This window comes from Streptomyces sp. PL-25, from assembly GCF_058344915.1.
In genome coordinates this window covers 1,472,957-1,490,124 of sequence record NZ_CP136997.1, presented here as the reverse complement: position 1 = coordinate 1,490,124, position 17,168 = coordinate 1,472,957, and the positions used below count along the sequence as shown (strand labels likewise).

General features: G+C 73.7%; 12 protein-coding genes. 10 read left to right on the top strand and 2 right to left on the bottom strand.

All coding sequences use genetic code 11. The features are described from left to right. The first annotated feature begins 53 nt into the window (after positions 1–53). The 3 genes from recN (at position 54) to R4Z62_RS06590 (ending at position 4,222) form a co-directional block, all read left to right on the top strand. Complete coding sequence (gene recN / locus R4Z62_RS06600; RefSeq protein WP_491519324.1) at positions 54–1,805, top strand: DNA repair protein RecN; 1,752 nt, start codon at positions 54–56, stop codon at positions 1,803–1,805. A gap of 72 nt (positions 1,806–1,877) precedes the next feature. Further along, positions 1,878–2,648, top strand: a complete 771-nt coding sequence (locus tag R4Z62_RS06595; protein WP_385500857.1) for a hypothetical protein — start codon at positions 1,878–1,880, stop codon at positions 2,646–2,648. Between the two features lie 437 nt (positions 2,649–3,085). After that, positions 3,086–4,222 carry a glycosyltransferase family 4 protein gene (locus R4Z62_RS06590; protein ID WP_491519323.1) on the top strand — a complete coding sequence of 379 codons (1,137 nt, stop codon included), beginning with the start codon at positions 3,086–3,088 and terminating at the stop codon, positions 4,220–4,222. Between the two features lie 40 nt (positions 4,223–4,262). On the opposite strand, the gene R4Z62_RS06585 is transcribed toward R4Z62_RS06590, so the two are convergent. After that, on the bottom strand, positions 4,263–5,903 hold the full coding sequence (locus R4Z62_RS06585; RefSeq protein WP_064532074.1) for a PucR family transcriptional regulator: 1,641 nt from the start codon (positions 5,901–5,903) through the stop codon (positions 4,263–4,265). Between the two features lie 347 nt (positions 5,904–6,250). Here R4Z62_RS06585 and R4Z62_RS06580 point away from each other — a divergent pair, with 347 nt between their 5' ends. Then, entirely contained in the window at positions 6,251–6,802 is a 552-nt protein-coding gene (locus R4Z62_RS06580; RefSeq protein WP_389600877.1) for a DUF3291 domain-containing protein, read from the top strand. Between the two features lie 21 nt (positions 6,803–6,823). Here R4Z62_RS06580 and R4Z62_RS06575 read toward each other — a convergent pair whose 3' ends face one another. Beyond that, positions 6,824–8,626, bottom strand: coding sequence for a glycoside hydrolase family 15 protein (locus tag R4Z62_RS06575; RefSeq protein ID WP_064532070.1), 1,803 nt, complete (start codon positions 8,624–8,626; stop codon positions 6,824–6,826). Between the two features lie 512 nt (positions 8,627–9,138). On the opposite strand from R4Z62_RS06575, the gene pyrG reads away from it, so the two are divergent. From pyrG to R4Z62_RS06545, 6 genes are all read left to right on the top strand, one after another. After that, complete coding sequence (gene pyrG, locus R4Z62_RS06570; protein WP_064532067.1) at positions 9,139–10,788, top strand: CTP synthase; 1,650 nt, start codon at positions 9,139–9,141, stop codon at positions 10,786–10,788. A gap of 86 nt (positions 10,789–10,874) precedes the next feature. Then, positions 10,875–11,501, top strand: coding sequence for an NUDIX domain-containing protein (locus tag R4Z62_RS06565; protein WP_064532066.1), 627 nt, complete (start codon positions 10,875–10,877; stop codon positions 11,499–11,501). Positions 11,502–11,669: 168 nt separating this feature from the next. Beyond that, a complete protein-coding gene (locus R4Z62_RS06560; RefSeq protein ID WP_064532064.1) occupies positions 11,670–13,778 on the top strand; it encodes a tetratricopeptide repeat protein in 2,109 nt (702 codons plus the stop codon). Positions 13,779–13,912: 134 nt separating this feature from the next. After that, positions 13,913–15,037: an alanine dehydrogenase gene (ald, locus tag R4Z62_RS06555; RefSeq protein ID WP_385500872.1), complete on the top strand. Its 1,125-nt coding sequence runs from the start codon at positions 13,913–13,915 to the stop codon at positions 15,035–15,037. 413 nt (positions 15,038–15,450) lie between these two features. Further along, positions 15,451–16,587 (top strand): ParA family protein, encoded by a 1,137-nt coding sequence (locus R4Z62_RS06550; protein WP_079158855.1) that lies wholly within the window; start codon positions 15,451–15,453, stop codon positions 16,585–16,587. Next, positions 16,572–17,150, top strand: coding sequence for a hypothetical protein (locus R4Z62_RS06545; protein WP_491519322.1), 579 nt, complete (start codon positions 16,572–16,574; stop codon positions 17,148–17,150). The genes R4Z62_RS06550 and R4Z62_RS06545 overlap by 16 nt, the downstream gene beginning before the upstream one ends. Positions 17,151–17,168: the final 18 nt, after the last annotated feature.

Here is a 17,168-nt window from a genome sequence, read left to right as displayed (position 1 = left end):
CGTGTTCTCCCCGGTCGGGTGGGGCGCGTCGCGCGAGGCGAGCAAAACCTCGTATGGTCGGGGTCGTGTTGGAGGAGATGCGGATACGGTCGCTCGGAGTCATCGACGACGCTGTCGTCGAGCTGTCGCCCGGCTTCACCGCGGTCACGGGTGAGACGGGTGCGGGCAAGACCATGGTGGTCACCAGCCTGGGACTGCTGCTGGGCGGGCGCGCGGACCCGGCGCTCGTGCGGATCGGCGCCGGGAAGGCGGTCGTGGAGGGGCGCGTCACCGTGCCCCCCGGAGCCGCCGCGGCCGTCCGGGCCGAGGAGGCGGGCGCCGAGCTGGACGACGGAGCGCTGCTGATCAGCCGTACCGTCTCCGCCGAAGGCCGCTCCCGCGCCCATCTGGGCGGGCGCAGCGTCCCGGTGGGGCTGCTCGCCGAGCTGGCCGACGACCTGGTGGCCGTGCACGGCCAGACCGACCAGCAGGGCCTGCTGAAGCTGTCCCGGCAGCGGCAGGCGCTGGACCGGTACGCGGGCGACGCCGTCGCCGTGCCGCTCGCCAAGTACGCGGAGGCGTACCGGCGGCTGCGGGCGGTCTCCGGCGAGCTGGAGGAGATCACCACGCGCGCGCGGGAACGCGCCCAGGAGGCCGGCATGCTCCGGTTCGGCCTGGACGAGATCGCCGCCGTCGAGCCGCGCGCCGGTGAGGACGCCGAGCTCGCCGAGGAGGCCGAGCGGCTCGGCCACGCCGAGGCGCTCGCCTCCGCCGCGACGCTCGCGCACGCCGCGCTCGCGGGCGATCCCGAGGACCCCGAGGGCATCGACGCGGCCACCCTGGTCGCGGGCGCCCAGCGCGCCCTGGAGGCCGTACGGGCGCACGACCCGGCGCTCGCCGCGCTCGCCGACCGGATCGGTGAGATCGGCATCCTGCTCGGTGACGTCGCCGGGGAGCTGGCCGGGTACGCGGGCGACCTGGACGCCGATCCGCTGCGGCTGGCCGCCGTCGAGGAGCGGCGCGCGGCGCTGACCGCGCTGACCCGCAAGTACGGCGAGTTCGAGCGGGGCATCGACGCCGTGCTGGCCTGGGCCGAGCAGGGCGCGGTCCGGCTGACCGAGCTGGAGGGCGACGACTCGCGGATCGGCGAGCTGACCGCCGAGCGGGACGCGCTCCGCGCCGAACTGGGCGGCCTCGCGCAGGACCTGACCGAGGCGCGCACCGAGGCCGCCGAGCGGTTCGCCGCCGCCGTCACCGCCGAGCTGGCCTCGCTCGCCATGCCGCACGCGCGCGTGTCGTTCGAGCTGCGGCAGACCGAGGACCCGGACGGCGTGGAGGTGCACGGCCGTACGGTCGCCCACGGCCCCTGGGGCGTCGACGAGGTCGAACTGCTGCTCGCCCCGCACCCGGGCGCCCCGCCGCGCCCGATCGCCAAGGGCGCCTCCGGCGGTGAGCTGTCGCGCGTGATGCTGGCCGTCGAGGTCGTCTTCGCGGGCACCGATCCCGTGCCGACGTACCTCTTCGACGAGGTCGACGCGGGCGTCGGCGGCAAGGCGGCCGTGGAGATCGGCCGGCGGCTCGCGAAGCTGGCGCGGAGCGCGCAGGTCGTCGTGGTGACGCATCTGCCGCAGGTGGCCGCCTTCGCCGACCGGCAACTGCTGGTGGAGAAGACCGACGACGGGTCCGTGACCCGCTCGGGCGTGAAGGTGCTGGAGGGCGAGGACCGGGTCAGGGAGCTGTCCCGGATGCTGGCGGGCCAGGAGGACTCCGAGACGGCACGGGCCCACGCGGAGGAACTGCTGGCGGCGGCGCGGGCCGACGGATAGCGGCCCGCGAGCCGGGCGGTGGTCGGCCAGGGGCGGTTCCTGGCGCGTTCCCGGGATCCCTAGAGTGATCGCATGATCGTACGAGCGGGCCGGAACGCCGCCCTTCTCACCTCGGCCGCACTCGCCTCGGCCGCGCTCACCCGGGCGTCCCTCCGGGCGCTGCGCACCCGGCCGCCCGGCGGGCGGGCGCGCTGGGAACGCGAGAACCACGCCGGCCGGACCGTCGGGCTGTACGCGGCCCCGGCCACCGCGCTGGCCGCGGCGGCGGGCGCGGCACGGGTGCGTCCGGCCGCCGCTCTCGCCGTGGCCGGCGCCGGGCTCTGCGGGGCCTACGACGACATCGCGGGCGCCGGTGACCCGCGCCGCGGCTTCCGCGCCCATCTGTCCGCCCTGTGCGCGGGCGAGGTCACCAGCGGCGCCGTCAAACTGCTCGGCGTCTCGGGGGCCGCGCTCGCCGCCGGGGCCCGGCTCAAGGAGCGGCCGGCCGACAAGGTGCTGGCCGCGGTCGTGATCGCCGGGACCGCGCACCTCGTCAACCTCGTGGACGTACGCCCCGGACGGGCCGCCGGGACGGTGCTGGCGCTCGCCGCGCCCGGACTGCTGCGCGAGGGGCCCGGTGCCGAGCTGGCGGCGACCGCCGCGGGCGTCGCCGCGGCGGTGCTCCCCGACGACCTCGGCGAGCGCGTGATGATCGGCGACACGGGGGCGCACGCCCTGGGCGCGCTGCTGGGCACCGCGATCGTCGCGGGCAACGGACGCGCCGGGCTGGCCGCGCACGCCGCCGCCCTGGTCACGGCGGCGGTCTGCGGCGGCCGGGTGAGCGCGGCGGCCGGCGCCCGCTGACGCCCGGCGGCACCCGCCGTCGTCCCGGACCGCTCGGGGGCGGATCCGGCGCGCGACCCCGAAAAGGGAAGTACGCTCCCGCGTGCGCCCCGCGCGACGGAGACTCCGGTTCATCCGGTACGGCGCTCCCTGCGTGCTCCCTGCGTGCGCCCCGCGTACGAAGCCGCCGCCCGGCCCGGTCCGGCGCTCGCGCGCGCCGCACGCCCCCGCAGAGGCACGGGCGCCTGCTCACTCGTGCGGATGACCCGGACCGGCGCGCCCGCCCCCGGGCGCCGTGCCGTGCGACCGCCCGCCGTACCCGGAACACCCGTACGTCCTGGCATCCTTGACGGAGAACACGGTGCGCCCAGGAGGCGCGCACGCCCGGCCCCGCGCCCCCGATACCTTCTGTACGTTTCCCGTTGACCGCACCACGCCGACCCAGGAGCCCCGCCCGCGTGACCCCCGTGAGCAGCACCGCACCGCACGGCCAGTCGCCACTGCGCACCGTGCAGGTGATCGGCGGCGGCAACGCGGGCAGCAGCGCCCATGTGCGGTCCCTGGCCGCGGGGCTCGTCGCCCGGGGCGTGCGCGTCACGGTGTGCGCCCCTGTGGAGGCCGACCACGCCTACGACTTCACCGGTGTCGGCGCCGACCATGTGCATGTGCCGCGCAGCAGCGACCCCGGTTCCGTGGCGGCACTCCGCGCGGCCTGCACCGAGGCGCACCTCGTGCACGCGCACGGACTGCACGCCTCCTTCCGCGCGGTGCTCGCGCTCCGCGGCCGGCGCACCCCGCTCGTCGTGACCTGGCACAACCGCGCGCACGCGGAGGGGGCGCGGGCCCGGTTCCTGCGGCTGCTGGAGCGGCGGGTGGTGAAGGCGGCCGCCGTGGTGCTCGGCACCACCTCCGACCTGGTGGAGCGGGCGCGCCGGGCCGGTGCGCGCGACGCCCGCCTCGCCGCCACCGCGCTGCCCGGCCCGCACCCGGAGGACGGCACGGACGACCCGGACCGCACACCGCCCAAGCTCCGGGCCGAACTCGGCGCCACCGGGCGCCCGTTGCTCCTGGCCGTCGGCTCGCTGGAGCGCCACCGCGGCTACGAGTTCCTGCTCGACGCGGCGGCCGCATGGCGCCGTCTCGACCCGATGCCGCTGGTGGTCGTCGCGGGGGAGGGGCCGCTGCGCGCGGCCCTGCAGCGGCGGATCGAGGACGAGGAGCTGCCGGTCCGGCTGATCGGGCTGCGCGACGACGTGCGGCGGCTGCTCACGGCCGCCGACCTCGCGCTGGTCACCAGCAGCTGGGAGCCGCGCTGCGTACTCGCCCAGGAGGCGCTGCTCGCCGGGGTGCCGCTCGTCGCGACCGCCGTGGGCGGGATCCCCGACCTGGTGGGCGACGCGGCCGAACTCGTCCCCTACGGCGAGCCGCACACCCTGGCCGCCGCCGTGGTGCGGCTGCTCGCCGACCCCGGGCGGCGCGAACTCCTGCGGAGGAAGGGCGCCGCGCAGGCCGCGAGCTGGCCCACCGAGGACGAGACCGTCGCCCAGGTCCTCAGCGTCTACGACGAGTTGACCGAACCGGGCCGGCCGGTCTGAGAAGGCCCCGGCGGGGCGCACACCGGGGCGCGGGCCCGGCTCAGGACACGTGCCGGCGGGCCCGCAGCGCCAGACTGAGTGCCAGGACCGTCTGCGGGTCGTCCAGGTCGGTGCCCAGCAGCTCGCCGATCCGGGCCAGCCGGTTGTAGAGGGTCTGCCGGTTCAGATGCAGCTCGCGGGCCGTCTCCGCCTTGCGGCCCGCGTGCGCCAGATAGGTCTGGAGGGTGGGCAGCAGCGGCGGCCGGGAGCGCGAGTCGTGGTCCTGGAGCGGACCGATGGCCCGGTCCACGAAGGCCGCCAGGTCCGGATGGCCGCGCAGCCGCCACAGCAGCAGGTCGATGTCGAGACGGCGGGCGTCGTACCAGGGCCGCTCGGGCAGCCCCTGCGCCGCCGTCGCCGTCTCGGCCGCGTGCCGCAGGCCCGCCGAGGCCGCCGCCCAGCCGCCCGGCACGCCCACGACCACCACCGGCGGCGCCGCGCCCGGCCGCCGCATGCCCGCACGCTCCGCACCGGCCCGCAGCGCCGCCGCGACCCGGTCGGCGGTCGCCGGGCGCTCCGCCTCGGAGCGCAGCCCGACCAGCAGCAGCACCCGGCCCTCGACCGGCCGCACGCCCAGCAGGGCGGGCACGCCGACCGTGGTCAGCTCCTCGGCGACCGCCCGCGCCAGCACCGCCCAGCCGCCTCCGCCGCCGCCCGGTGCCAGGCTGTCGCCCAGCCGCATGACCACCGGCAGCAGCGGGCTGCCGCCCGGCCGGAAGCCGAGGACGCGGGCCTGCGCGGGGGCGTCCTCGGCGGTGACGCGGCCCTCGGCGAGGTCGGTGAGGAAGTCCCCGCGTCCGCGCGCGGCCAGTTCCTCCTCCTGCCGGGCCTGCATCAGCACCACCGCGAGGATCCCGGCCACCCGCTCCACGGCCATGCGGTGCACCGGGGCGAGCGGCGCGCGCACGGGCAGCAGCACCAGGCGGGCGCGGACCGAGCCGGGGCCGGGACCGCCTCCGGGCACGTCCACCAGGACCGAACCGGCAGGCGGCGGCGCGTCCTTGTGCTGGGCGCGCAGCCCTTCCCAGACCTGGAGCGGATCGGCGCCCTCCGGCCCGGCGCCGGCCGCGTACAGCAGTCGTCCGTCGGGGGTCTCCAGGAAGACCGGGTTGGCGCCGAAGTCGGCGAGGATGCCCAGCACCTGCGGCACCCCGCCGCCGCCGAGCAGCGCCTCGGTGCAGCGGCGGTGCACCTCCTCGGCGCGCTGGAGCAGCGCGTAGTGACCGTTGACGATCTCGGTGTGGATCTCCTCGGTGACCGCCACGAACGGCACCTCGCGGTGCAGCTGGACCAGCGGGAGACCGGCACTGCGGGCCGTCTCGACGAGCGCGGCGGGCAGCCGGGCGAAGCGCGGGCCCAGCTCCACGACGAGGGCGGCGATGCCCCGCTCGGCGAGGGTGCGGACGAACGCGCGCTGGTCGGCGGGGCGGGTGCCCAGGCCGTAGCCGGTGGTCAGCAGCAGCTCGCCGCCCTTGAGCAGGGAGGCGATGTTGGGGACCTCCCCGGCGTGCACCCAGCGCACGGTGCGGCCCAGCCGGTCGCCGCCGGCCACGATCTCGGGCAGGCCGCTGCGGAGGCCGGGCAGTTCGAGGGCACGCTGCACGGTGATCCCGGCGCCCTCGGTGTCGAGTCTGCGGTCCATGAAACCGGACGCTACCTGGGGAAACGGCACCGGGACAGTACCGGGCGGACGGCAGGACCACGGCACGGCCGCGGCAGCCGGGTCGCCTTCCCGTCCCGGTCGGTCAGGCGTACGCCGCGGAAGGGCCGCCCTCGGCCGGCGGTCCGCGCCGCCGCCCCGGTTCCGGAGGGGACCTGTGCCGGAGGCCACTCGGGCGAGGAGAACGCAACTTCGACAGGACCTCACCGCAGCAGCTACCTTCACCGGGCCCTCGGCGGCCGCCCGCGGTCGCACGGGGGCTCCTCCCCGTCCCCGCGTGAGCCACCGAACCGGGTCCGCACCAGGAACCCACGACCGGAGAGAGAAGCATGCCCCGTCTTGCTCTGTACACATTCGGCGTCCTGAAGTCACCGCTCACCGACCCCGCGCCTGTCACGCGTGACTTCCACGACCGCGCCGGAGGCATCTACCAGAGGATCAGCCGGCACCCCGGGCACCTCGCTCACGCCGAAGCGGCCGAGGGCGAGCGGGGCACGCACTTCGAACTGGACTGGGGCGCGTGGGGGGAGTTCGCCGTACCGGCCTGGTACGGCAAGGGCCGTACGCCGGAGACCATCGCCCTGGCCGCGACCCTGTCGCTCTGGACCGGCCCGCGTCCCGCCTTCGACGCCGTCTACACCGGTCTGCACCGTGAGGCGCTGAACAGGCGTCACGACTGGTTCGAGCGGGCAAGGCACCCCGGCCACGCCCTGTGGTGGGTCCCCGACGACGTGACCCCCACCTGGCGGGACGGGGTGTCCCGGCTGGAACACCTCCACGACCACGGCCCGGCGCCGCACGCCTTCACCTTCCAGCACCCCTTCGACCCGGAGGGGAATCCCGCCCGGATCAGAGGCGCGGCCGCGGACGGGAGCGAGTGAGGGTCCGGCGGCCGCGGCGCGTCACCCGCCGTACGCCCCGCTCGCCGTCAGGCGCAGCGCGGTGTCGATCAGGGGGACGTGGCTGAAGGCCTGCGGGAAGTTGCCGACCTGGCGCTGGAGGCGCGGATCCCACTCCTCGGCCAGCAGACCGAGGTCGTTGCGCAGGGACAGCAGCTTCTCGAAGAGCCTGCGGGCCTCGTCGACGCGGCCGATCATCGCCAGGTCGTCGGCCATCCAGAACGAGCAGGCGAGGAAGGCGCCCTCGTCGCCGGGGAGGCCGTCGACACCGGCGTGGTCGCCGTCGGTGGGGTAGCGCAGGATGAAGCCGTCCGAGGTGGACAGCTCGCGCTGGATGGCCTCGATGGTGCCGATGACCCGCTTGTCGTCCGGCGGCAGGAAGCCCATCTGCGGGATGAGCAGCAAGGAGGCGTCCAGCTCCCGGGAGCCGTAGGACTGGGTGAAGGTGTTGCGCTCCTTGTCGTAGCCCTTCTCGCAGACGTCCCGGTGGATCTCGTCGCGCAGGTCCTTCCAGCGCTCCAGCGGGCCGTCGACGTCGCCGGACTCCATCAGCTTGATGGTGCGGTCCACGGCGACCCAGGCCATGACCTTGGAGTGCACGAAGTGGCGGCGCGGGCCGCGCACCTCCCAGATGCCCTCGTCCGGCTCCTGCCAGTGCTTCTCCAGGTAGCGGATCAGCTTGAGCTGGAGCAGCGAGGCGTAGTCGTTGCGGGCGAGGCCGGTCATGTGGGCCAGGTGGAGGGCCTCGGTGACCTCGCCGTAGACGTCGAGCTGGAGCTGGTGCGCGGCGCCGTTGCCGACCCGGACCGGGGCGGAGTTCTCGTAGCCGGGCAGCCAGTCGAGCTCCGCCTCGCCGAGCTCGCGCTCACCGGCGATGCCGTACATGATCTGGAGGTTCTCCGGGTCGCCGGCGACCGCGCGCAGCAGCCACTCGCGCCAGGCGCGGGCCTCCTCGCGGTAGCCGGTGCGCAGCAGCGAGGAGAGGGTGATCGCCGCGTCCCGCAGCCAGGTGTAGCGGTAGTCCCAGTTGCGTACGCCGCCGATGTCCTCCGGCAGGGAGGTGGTGGGCGCGGCGACGATGCCGCCGGTGGGGGCGTAGGTGAGGGCCTTGAGGGTGATCAGGGAGCGGACCACGGCCTCGCGGTAGGGGCCGTGGTACGTGCAGTGGCCGACCCATTCGCGCCAGAAGTCCTCGGTCGCCTCCAGCGACTGCTCGGGCTCGGGCTCCGGCGGCGCCTCCTTGTGCGAGGGCTGCCAGGAGATGGTGAACGCGATCCGGTCACCGGGGGCGACCGTGAAGTCCGCGTACGTGGTCAGCGCCTCGCCGTAGGTCTCCGCCGGTGTGTCGAACCACACGGAGTCGGGTCCGGCGACGGCCACCGTCCGGGACTCGTGGCGGTGCACCCACGGCACGATGCGGCCGTAGGAGAAGCGCATGCGCAGCGCCGAGCGCATCGGGACCCGGCCGGAGACGCCCTCCACGATGCGGATCAGCTGGGGGGCGCCGTCGCGCGGGGGCATGAAATCGGTCACGCGGACCGTGCCGCGCGGGGTGTCCCACTCCGATTCGAGGATCAGGGAGTCGCCCCGGTAGCTGCGCCGGTTCGCCGTGGGGGGCTCGGCGCCCGCGGGGAAGGCCGGGCCGAGCCGCCAGAAGCCGTGCTCCTCGTTGCCCAGCAGACCGGCGAAGATGGCGTGCGAGTCGAAGCGGGGCAGGCACAGCCAGTCGACCGTGCCGTCCCGGCAGACCAGGGCAGCGGTCTGCATGTCTCCGATGAGTGCGTAGTCTTCGATGCGCCCGGCCACGTGCAACTCCAGTCGAACGGCCACGTCACCCCGCATACGGGGCGGTCGCTAGTGCGGTCAAGGGGTTGTGATGCGTCGTTGAGCGGTGCAGCAGACCGCCGGTCGGCCGTGAGGCAGAACGACAACCTTTGCTCAACGAACTGACGAGCTCTCGTTGTTCCGGTGCGTACGGGCTGGGGTGGTGCCGTGTTGCCGGCCGGGCTCGGCAGCGAGTGTCCGAGCAGGATACGACGCACGTAGATGATCTGTGTGCCGCTCGGGACAACCCGCATGCGCCGAACGGGTGAGCCAAGGGTGAGAGACCCGTGACCGTCCCTTCTGCGTTCCGGCGCGTGCGCGGAGCGTGGCCGGAAGCCATCCCCCTCAGGCGCTGATACCCTGGTAGCCCGTGGACCGGTGGGCTCGAAACCCCCGAACCGCAGCGACGGCACCCCAGCCGGACAACCCGGGTCCCCCGGGCCGGACCGCCGTACCGCACGACAATCCGCGACCACGGGAGCCCCCTCTTGGCCATGCCGCCCAAATCAACGACGACCAAGCACATCTTCGTCACCGGGGGTGTCGCCTCCTCGCTCGGAAAGGGCCTCACCGCCTCCAGCCTCGGCATGCTCCTGAAGGCACGGGGCCTGCGCGTCGTGATGCAGAAGCTCGACCCGTACCTGAACGTCGACCCGGGCACGATGAACCCCTTCCAGCACGGTGAGGTCTTCGTCACCAACGACGGCGCCGAGACCGACCTGGACATCGGACACTACGAGCGCTTCCTCGACCGAGACCTGGACGGCACCGCCAACGTCACTACAGGACAGGTGTACTCCACGGTCATCGCCAAGGAGCGGCGCGGCGAGTACCTGGGTGACACCGTGCAGGTCATCCCGCACATCACCAACGAGATCAAGCACCGCATCCGGCGGATGGCGACCGACGAGGTGGACGTCGTCATCACCGAGGTCGGCGGCACCGTCGGCGACATCGAGTCGCTGCCGTTCCTGGAGACCGTCCGCCAGGTCCGCCACGAGGTCGGCCGGGACAACGTCTTCGTGGTGCACATCTCGCTGCTGCCCTACATCGGCCCCTCCGGCGAGCTGAAGACCAAGCCGACCCAGCACTCGGTCGCCGCGCTGCGCAACATCGGTATCCAGCCGGACGCCATCGTGCTGCGCTGCGACCGCGAGGTCCCCACCGCGATCAAGCGCAAGATCTCCCTGATGTGCGACGTCGACGAGGACGCCGTGGTCGCCTGCCCCGACGCCCGTTCGATCTACGACATCCCGAAGGTCGTGCACGCCGAGGGCCTGGACGCCTACGTGGTCCGCAAGCTCGACCTGCCCTTCCGCGACGTGGACTGGACGACCTGGGACGACCTGCTCGACCGCGTCCACAACCCCGACCACGAGATCACCCTCGCCCTGGTCGGCAAGTACATCGACCTGCCCGACGCCTATCTGTCGGTGACCGAGGCGCTGCGCGCGGGCGGCTTCGCCAACAAGGCCCGCGTGAAGATCAAGTGGGTCACCTCCGACGACTGCAGGACGCCAGCGGACGCCAGGGCGCAGCTCTCCGACGTCGACGGCATCTGCATCCCGGGCGGCTTCGGCGACCGCGGTGTGCTCGGCAAGGTCGGCGCGATCCGCTACGCCCGCGAGAACAAGATCCCGCTGCTGGGCCTCTGCCTGGGCCTGCAGTGCATCGTGATCGAGGCGGCCCGCGGCCTGGCCGGCATCTCGGACGCCAACTCCACCGAGTTCGACCCGGCCACCGCGCACCCGGTGATCTCCACCATGGCCGAGCAGATGGACATCGTCGCCGGTGAGGGCGACATGGGCGGCACCATGCGGCTGGGCATGTACCCGGCCAAGCTGGCCGAGGGCTCCCTCGTGCGCGAGGTCTACGACGGCAAGGAGTACGTCGAGGAGCGCCACCGCCACCGCTACGAGGTGAACAACGCCTACCGCGCCGAGCTGGAGAAGAAGGCGGGCATCGTCTTCTCCGGCACCTCCCCGGACGGCAAGCTCGTCGAGTACGTGGAGTACCCGCGCGAGGTGCACCCCTACCTGGTCGCCACCCAGGCCCACCCGGAGCTGCGCTCCCGCCCGACCCGGCCGCACCCGCTCTTCGCCGGGCTGGTGAAGGCCGCCGTCGAGCGGAAGATCGCCGAGTAGTCCGCCGGTTGTACGGTGGCCGGGGTGCCCGCGCGCGGAGCGGGCACCCCGGTTGCGTAGGTACCGACACGTGCGGAGGGCAGGGCATGACGATCAAGGACACCCCCGAGGAGTGGGAGGTCCGGGGCAGCCGGACGCCGTTCACCGGGGCCAAGACCTCGATGCGGACCGACGAGGTGGTCATGCCCGACGGCTCCGTGTCCGCCCGCGACTACCAGGTCCACCCCGGCTCGGTGGCCGTCCTGGCGCTGGACGGGCAGGACCGGGTGCTGGTCATCCGGCAGTACCGCCACCCGGTGCGGCAGCGGCTGTGGGAGATCCCGGCCGGTCTGCTCGACGTGCCCGGCGAGAACCCGCTGCACGCCGCCCAGCGCGAGCTGTACGAGGAGGCGCACGTCAAGGCGGAGGACTGGCGGGTGCTGACCGACGTGTACACCACCCCCGGCGGCTGCGACGAGGCCGTACGGATCTTCCTCGCCCGTGAGCTGTCCGAGGCCGAGGGCGAGCGCTTCGCCGCGGAGCACGAGGAGACGGACATGGAGCTGGACCGGGTGCCGGTCGGCGACCTGGTGCGCGGGGTGCTCGCGGGGGAGCTGCACAACAACTGCCTCGTCGTGGGCGTGCTCGCGCTCGTCGCGGCCCGGCAGGGCGAGGGCCTGGACGCGCTGCGCCCGGCGCTCGCACCGTGGCCGGCCCGTCCGTTCGAGTCCTGAGCGGGCCCCGGCCTCGCGCCGAGGCCGGTGTGACCATCGGCTGATCCGATCGGGCGACCTGCCCGCCGTGCTCGTCCCGGAACGTCGCAGAGCGTGAACTAGGCTCTTCAAACGCCCGTACCGGAGTCCCGGCGGGTATGCGCGTGCGGTGGGACGGGAGTGTGGCCCGTGACGGATCAGGCGGTGGACGCAGGCGGCGTGAAACCGGCCCGCGACAACCGGTCGCCCACAGTGATGGATCGTCACTTCCTCGGCCGCACGCGGGAGTTGAAGGGACTGCGCGCGGACATCGAACGCGCCGGACTCGACACCATCTCCGGCCGCAAGGCACCCCGCGCCCGGGTCCTGCTCATCGCCGGCCGGCCCGGATCCGGCCGCACCGCGCTCGCCGGCGAACTGGTGCGCCAGGTCGCCGACCGTTACCCCGACGGTGTGCTGCGGGCCCGGCTCACCGAGCCCGACGGCACCCCCGTGCCGGTCGGCCGGGCCGCCGGCGAACTGCTCACCGCGCTCGGCCTGCCCGTGCCGCCCGGCGCCGCCGAGGACGACCTCACCGACGCCCTGCGCGCCGCCCTCGCCGAGCGCCGCGCGCTGCTCCTGCTGGACGACGCGGCCGGTGCCGAACAGGTCGACGCGCTGCTGCCGGACAACGCCGACTGCCTGCTCGTCGCCGTCTCCCGGGGTCCGCTCACCGGCATCGCCGACGTCCGGCCCTGCACCCTGGGCGGGCTCGACACCAAGTCCGCGCTCGACCTGCTCACCCAGCACATCGACCCGGTGCGCATCACCGTCGACCCGCTCGCCGCCGAACGCCTCGTCGAGATCTGCGAGGGCCAGCCCGCCGCGCTCACCCTGGCCGCGGGACGGCTCGCCGCGCATCCCGAGGAGACCGTCTCCGACCTGGCCAAACGGCTGCACGCCGACACCGGCGAGGGCACCGCGCTCGCCCGCGTCCTGCGCCTGGTCCACGCGGAGCTGCCCCGCTCCGCCGCCCGGATGCTGCGCCTGCTCGCCCTCGCCCCGGCCGGCGACGTCGACCCGCACACCGCCTCCGCGCTGGCCGGCACCTCCCTGGAGGGCGCCCGCGGGCTGCTCGACCGCTTCGCCGCCCTCGGCCTGCTGCGCGCCCTGCCCGCGCCGCTGCCCCGCTACGAGGTGCCCGGCTGCCTGCACCCGCTGCTGCTGGAGCTGGCCGGGCGCGAGGAGCGCCCCGCCGAGCTCCAGCTCGCCCGCGCCCGGACGCTGGAGCGCACCGTGCGGCTGCTCCAGTCCTGCCGGGCGGTCACCGAGACCGACAGCCCCGAGACCCGCGAGAAGCTGAAGAGCCTGCCCCCCGGCCTGCGCTTCGCCGACCCGCGGGCCGCCGAGGAGTGGCTGCGGGTCCGCAGGCCCGCCCTGCTGGCCGCCGCCCGGCTCGCGGTCGCCGACGGGGAGCTGGACACCCTGGCCCGCCGACTGATGGCCCAGCTGGTCCGCGCCATGGTCGCCCACCTCGGCACCCAGGCGGCGGCGGGCGACCTGTACGGCATCCACCGGCTGGTCCTCGACGTCGCCGAGCGGCAGGGCCTGCCCCGGGAGCAGGCCGCCGCGCTGCTGAACCTCGCCGATCTGGACGCCCGCACCGGCCGGACCGCGAAGGCGCTGACCCGCTACCGCGCCGCGCTGGACGCCGGACGCGTGGCGAACGACCCGTACGCGACCGGCCGCGCGATGGAATCCGTGGGCGCCGCCCATCAGGAGCTGGGCGACCACGACCGGGCGGCCGACTGGTTCGGCCGGGCCCTGGCCCAGCGGCTGGCGCGCGGCGAGCACGAGGACGCCGCCCGGCTCTACGGCCGGATCGCCGCCGCCCACACCTACGCGGGCCACTACGGCGAGGCGCTGCGCAACTGGCGGGCCGCCGTCGCCGCGCACCGCAGGAGGGGCGATGTCCCCGCGCACGCGCGGGCGTTGAGCGAACTGGCCCGGGTCCAGGAGTACGCGGGCCGGCCCGAGGAGTGCCTGCGCACCTGCCAGGAGGCGGTCGAGTGGGCCCGCCGCGCCGAGGACGTACGGCTCCAGGCCGCGCTCCAGCTGCGGCTCGCCGACACCCTGGAACGGCTCGGCGACCCGGCGGCGGCTCGGCTGCACCGGGGGGCCGCCGAGCGCATGCTCGCGGACCCGGCGGAGCCGGCCGGCCGGGCTCCGGTGGCCGAAACCGGTGCCCTTCCGGAGCACACATCACGGGAAGAGGGCCAGGATGCCTGCGAAATCCGCAGCACATCCACTGAAGATTGATGCAATGAAAGGCTAGACAGCGGGAACGCCTTCATTAAACTGGCTCTGCCGCTCGTTCCCCTGCGGTGTCTCCTGGTATGCCCGTGCGTGCCGGGGTACGTCTTAATTGCCCCACATTCCCTGAGTCAAGGACCGTGATCGACGTGAAGGTCGGCATCCCCCGCGAGGTCAAGAACAACGAGTTCCGGGTGGCCATCACCCCGGCCGGCGTGCACGAGCTGGTGCGCAACGGACACCAGGTCGTCGTCGAGCGGAACGCGGGCACCGGCTCCGCGATCCCTGACGAGGAGTACACCGCGGCCGGTGCCGAGATCCTGGAGACCGCCGACGAGGTCTGGGCCGCCGCCGACCTGCTGCTCAAGGTCAAGGAGCCCATCGCGGAGGAGTACCACCGCCTGCGCAAGGACCAGATCCTCTTCACCTACCTGCACCTGGCCGCCTCCAAGGAGTGCACGGACGCCCTCCTGGAGTCCGGCACCACGGCGATCGCCTACGAGACCGTCGAGCTGCCCAACCGCGCCCTGCCGCTGCTCGCCCCGATGTCCGAGGTCGCCGGCCGCCTCGCCCCGCAGGTCGGCGCCTACCACCTGATGCGCGCGGCCGGCGGCCGCGGTGTCCTGCCGGGCGGCGTCCCGGGCGTGCCCGCGGGCAAGGCCGTCATCATCGGCGGCGGCGTCTCCGGCTGGAACGCCGCGCAGATCGCCATCGGCCTGGGCTTCCACGTGACCCTGCTCGACAAGGACATCAACAAGCTCAAGGAAGCCGACAAGATCTTCGGCACGAAGATCCAGACCGTCGTCTCCAACACCTTCGAGCTGGAGAAGGCGTGCCTGGAGGCCGACCTCGTGGTCGGCGCCGTGCTCATCCCGGGCGCCAAGGCCCCCAAGCTGGTCACCAACGAGCTGGTCTCCCGGATGAAGGCCGGCAGTGTCCTTGTCGACATCGCGATCGACCAGGGCGGCTGCTTCGAGGACTCGCACCCGACCACGCACGCCGAGCCGGCCTTCAAGGTCCACGAGTCGGTGTTCTACTGCGTCGCCAACATGCCCGGCGCGGTGCCCAACACCTCCACCTACGCGCTGACCAACGCCACGCTGCCGTACATCGTCTCGCTCGCCAACAACGGCTGGGTCGAGGCGCTGCGCCGGGACGCCGCGCTCGCCAAGGGCCTCAACACCCATGACGGCAAGGTCGTCTACCGGGAGGTCGCCGAGGCGCACGGCCTGGACCACGTCGAGCTGGCGTCGCTGCTCGTCTGACCCGCACGCGTCGAGGAGTCGACCAAGTCACCCGACGGAAAAAGGCGATACGTCAACTCGTGTCGTCAACGACACGCGCCCGGCCGGACCTTGCCCGCAAGGTCCGGCCGGATGTGTGTATGGTCACTTCGCCGCACACGGCCAACTCGCCTCGAACGCAACCATTCGACCGATTCACGCACCGGTGAAACCTGCTGTGCGACGGTCGTACGCCCTTGACAGAGGGATGTTTCATTGCCGACACATCGAGCCGGGTCCGGCGGATTGTGTTGCTGCGGACGCCCGACACGCCATAGAGTCGCCAACCGTCGGCATGGTGCCACGCTGACCTGTCTAGAAATTTCCTGGTCACCAAGGAGGTAAGACGACTTGTGAATGAGTCGACATTTTCTCCCGGGGGTGGTCAACCAGGAATGCCTGTGCGGGGCCAGAGCCCTGCGGGGCTCGAGGCTGTCGGCTCCGTCGCTGTGCGCACCTTCGCAGCCCACCAGGGTCACCGGTTCCCGCAGGTGACCCAGCCAGGACACCAGAGCATGGATGGCCATCACGTGAACGCCATGGCCGGCGACGGAAGTGGCGCGCCCCACAACCACTTCGCCGACTACGACGAACTGCCCGAGGGGCACTTCTACGACCCCGACGCCGAGTACGAACCCGATCCCGAGTACGCGGCCACGCTCGCGCCCGACGCGGCCCGACAGCGCCGTGAGCGCGTCGGCCCGACCGGACGCCCGCTGCCGTACTTCCCGATCCCCGGGCCGCTGACCGACCACGGACCCGCGAAGATCATCGCGATGTGCAACCAGAAGGGCGGCGTCGGCAAGACCACGTCGACCATCAACCTGGGTGCCGCGCTCGCGGAGTACGGACGCCGGGTGCTGCTCGTGGACTTCGACCCGCAGGGCGCGCTGTCGGTGGGTCTCGGCGTCAACCCCATGGAGCTGGACCTCACCGTCTACAACCTGCTCATGGAGCGGGGCATGTCCGCGGACGAGGTCCTGCTGAAGACGGCGGTCCCCAACATGGACCTGCTGCCCAGCAACATCGACCTGTCGGCCGCCGAGGTGCAGCTGGTCTCCGAGGTCGCGCGCGAGTCCACGCTCCAGCGTGCGCTCAAGCCGCTGATGGACGACTACGACTACATCGTCATCGACTGCCAGCCCTCGCTCGGTTTGCTCACCGTCAACGCTCTCACGGCCGCGCACAAGGTGATCGTGCCGCTGGAGTGCGAGTTCTTTGCGCTGCGCGGTGTCGCGCTGCTGACCGAGACGATCGAGAAGGTCCAGGAGCGCCTCAACCCCGACCTGGAGCTGGACGGCATCCTCGCCACGATGTACGACTCGCGCACCGTGCACAGCCGTGAGGTGCTCGCCCGCGTCGTCGAGGCGTTCGACGACCACGTCTACCACACGGTCATCGGGCGCACGGTCCGCTTCCCGGAGACCACGGTCGCCGGTGAGCCGATCACCACGTACGCCTCCAACTCCGTCGGTGCCGCCGCCTACCGCCAGCTCGCCAGGGAGGTGCTCGCCCGGTGTCACGCCGAGTGAGTCTGCCGGGGGCCGACGAACTGTTCCGTACGACAGGGGGGACCGCGCTCCAGGCGTCCACTCCCCGACGCCAGCCGGGCGGCGAGGCCAGGGTGCCGGCCCCGGCGGGCGAGAGCGACGCCGCCGCCCCGGCCGAGGACGCGCCGCACTCGGTGCCCGCGCAGGGCGGTGACGGCGAGGGCGCCGAGCACGTCGCGGCCGACACCGAGGCGGCCGACGCGGGCGAGTCCCGCAGCCGCGGTGCCGCGGGCGCCGGGGCGGAGCGCTCCGGCCGGCGCCAGACCCAGCCGGGCCAGGACGGCGCCGCTGCGGCCCCCCGCAAGCGCGGACGCTCGGCCAACCGCCGCCCCAGCGGACGCGAACGCCACGACGAGAAGATCACCGTCTACGTCTCCGCCGAGGAACTGATGGACCTGGAGCACGCGCGGCTGGTGCTGCGGGGCGAGCACGGCCTGGCCGTCGACCGCGGCCGGATCGTCCGCGAGGCGGTCGCCGTGGTCCTGGCCGACCTGGAGTCCCGCGGGGACGCGAGCATTCTCGTACGCCGGCTGCGCGGACGGTAGCGGTAGCCTGCGGAGGCC

What these genes read in the sequence shown, in the direction of transcription:
- recN (WP_491519324.1), top strand. Translation starts at nt 54, where the DNA reads ATGGTCGGGGTCGTGTTGGAGGAGATGCGGATACGGTCGCTCGGAGTC.
- R4Z62_RS06595 (WP_385500857.1), top strand. Translation starts at nt 1,878, where the DNA reads ATGATCGTACGAGCGGGCCGGAACGCCGCCCTTCTCACCTCGGCCGCA.
- R4Z62_RS06585 (WP_064532074.1), bottom strand. Translation starts at nt 5,903, where the DNA reads ATGGACCGCAGACTCGACACCGAGGGCGCCGGGATCACCGTGCAGCGT.
- R4Z62_RS06580 (WP_389600877.1), top strand. Translation starts at nt 6,251, where the DNA reads ATGCCCCGTCTTGCTCTGTACACATTCGGCGTCCTGAAGTCACCGCTC.
- pyrG (WP_064532067.1), top strand. Translation starts at nt 9,139, where the DNA reads ATGCCGCCCAAATCAACGACGACCAAGCACATCTTCGTCACCGGGGGT.
- R4Z62_RS06565 (WP_064532066.1), top strand. Translation starts at nt 10,875, where the DNA reads ATGACGATCAAGGACACCCCCGAGGAGTGGGAGGTCCGGGGCAGCCGG.
- R4Z62_RS06550 (WP_079158855.1), top strand. Translation starts at nt 15,451, where the DNA reads ATGCCTGTGCGGGGCCAGAGCCCTGCGGGGCTCGAGGCTGTCGGCTCC.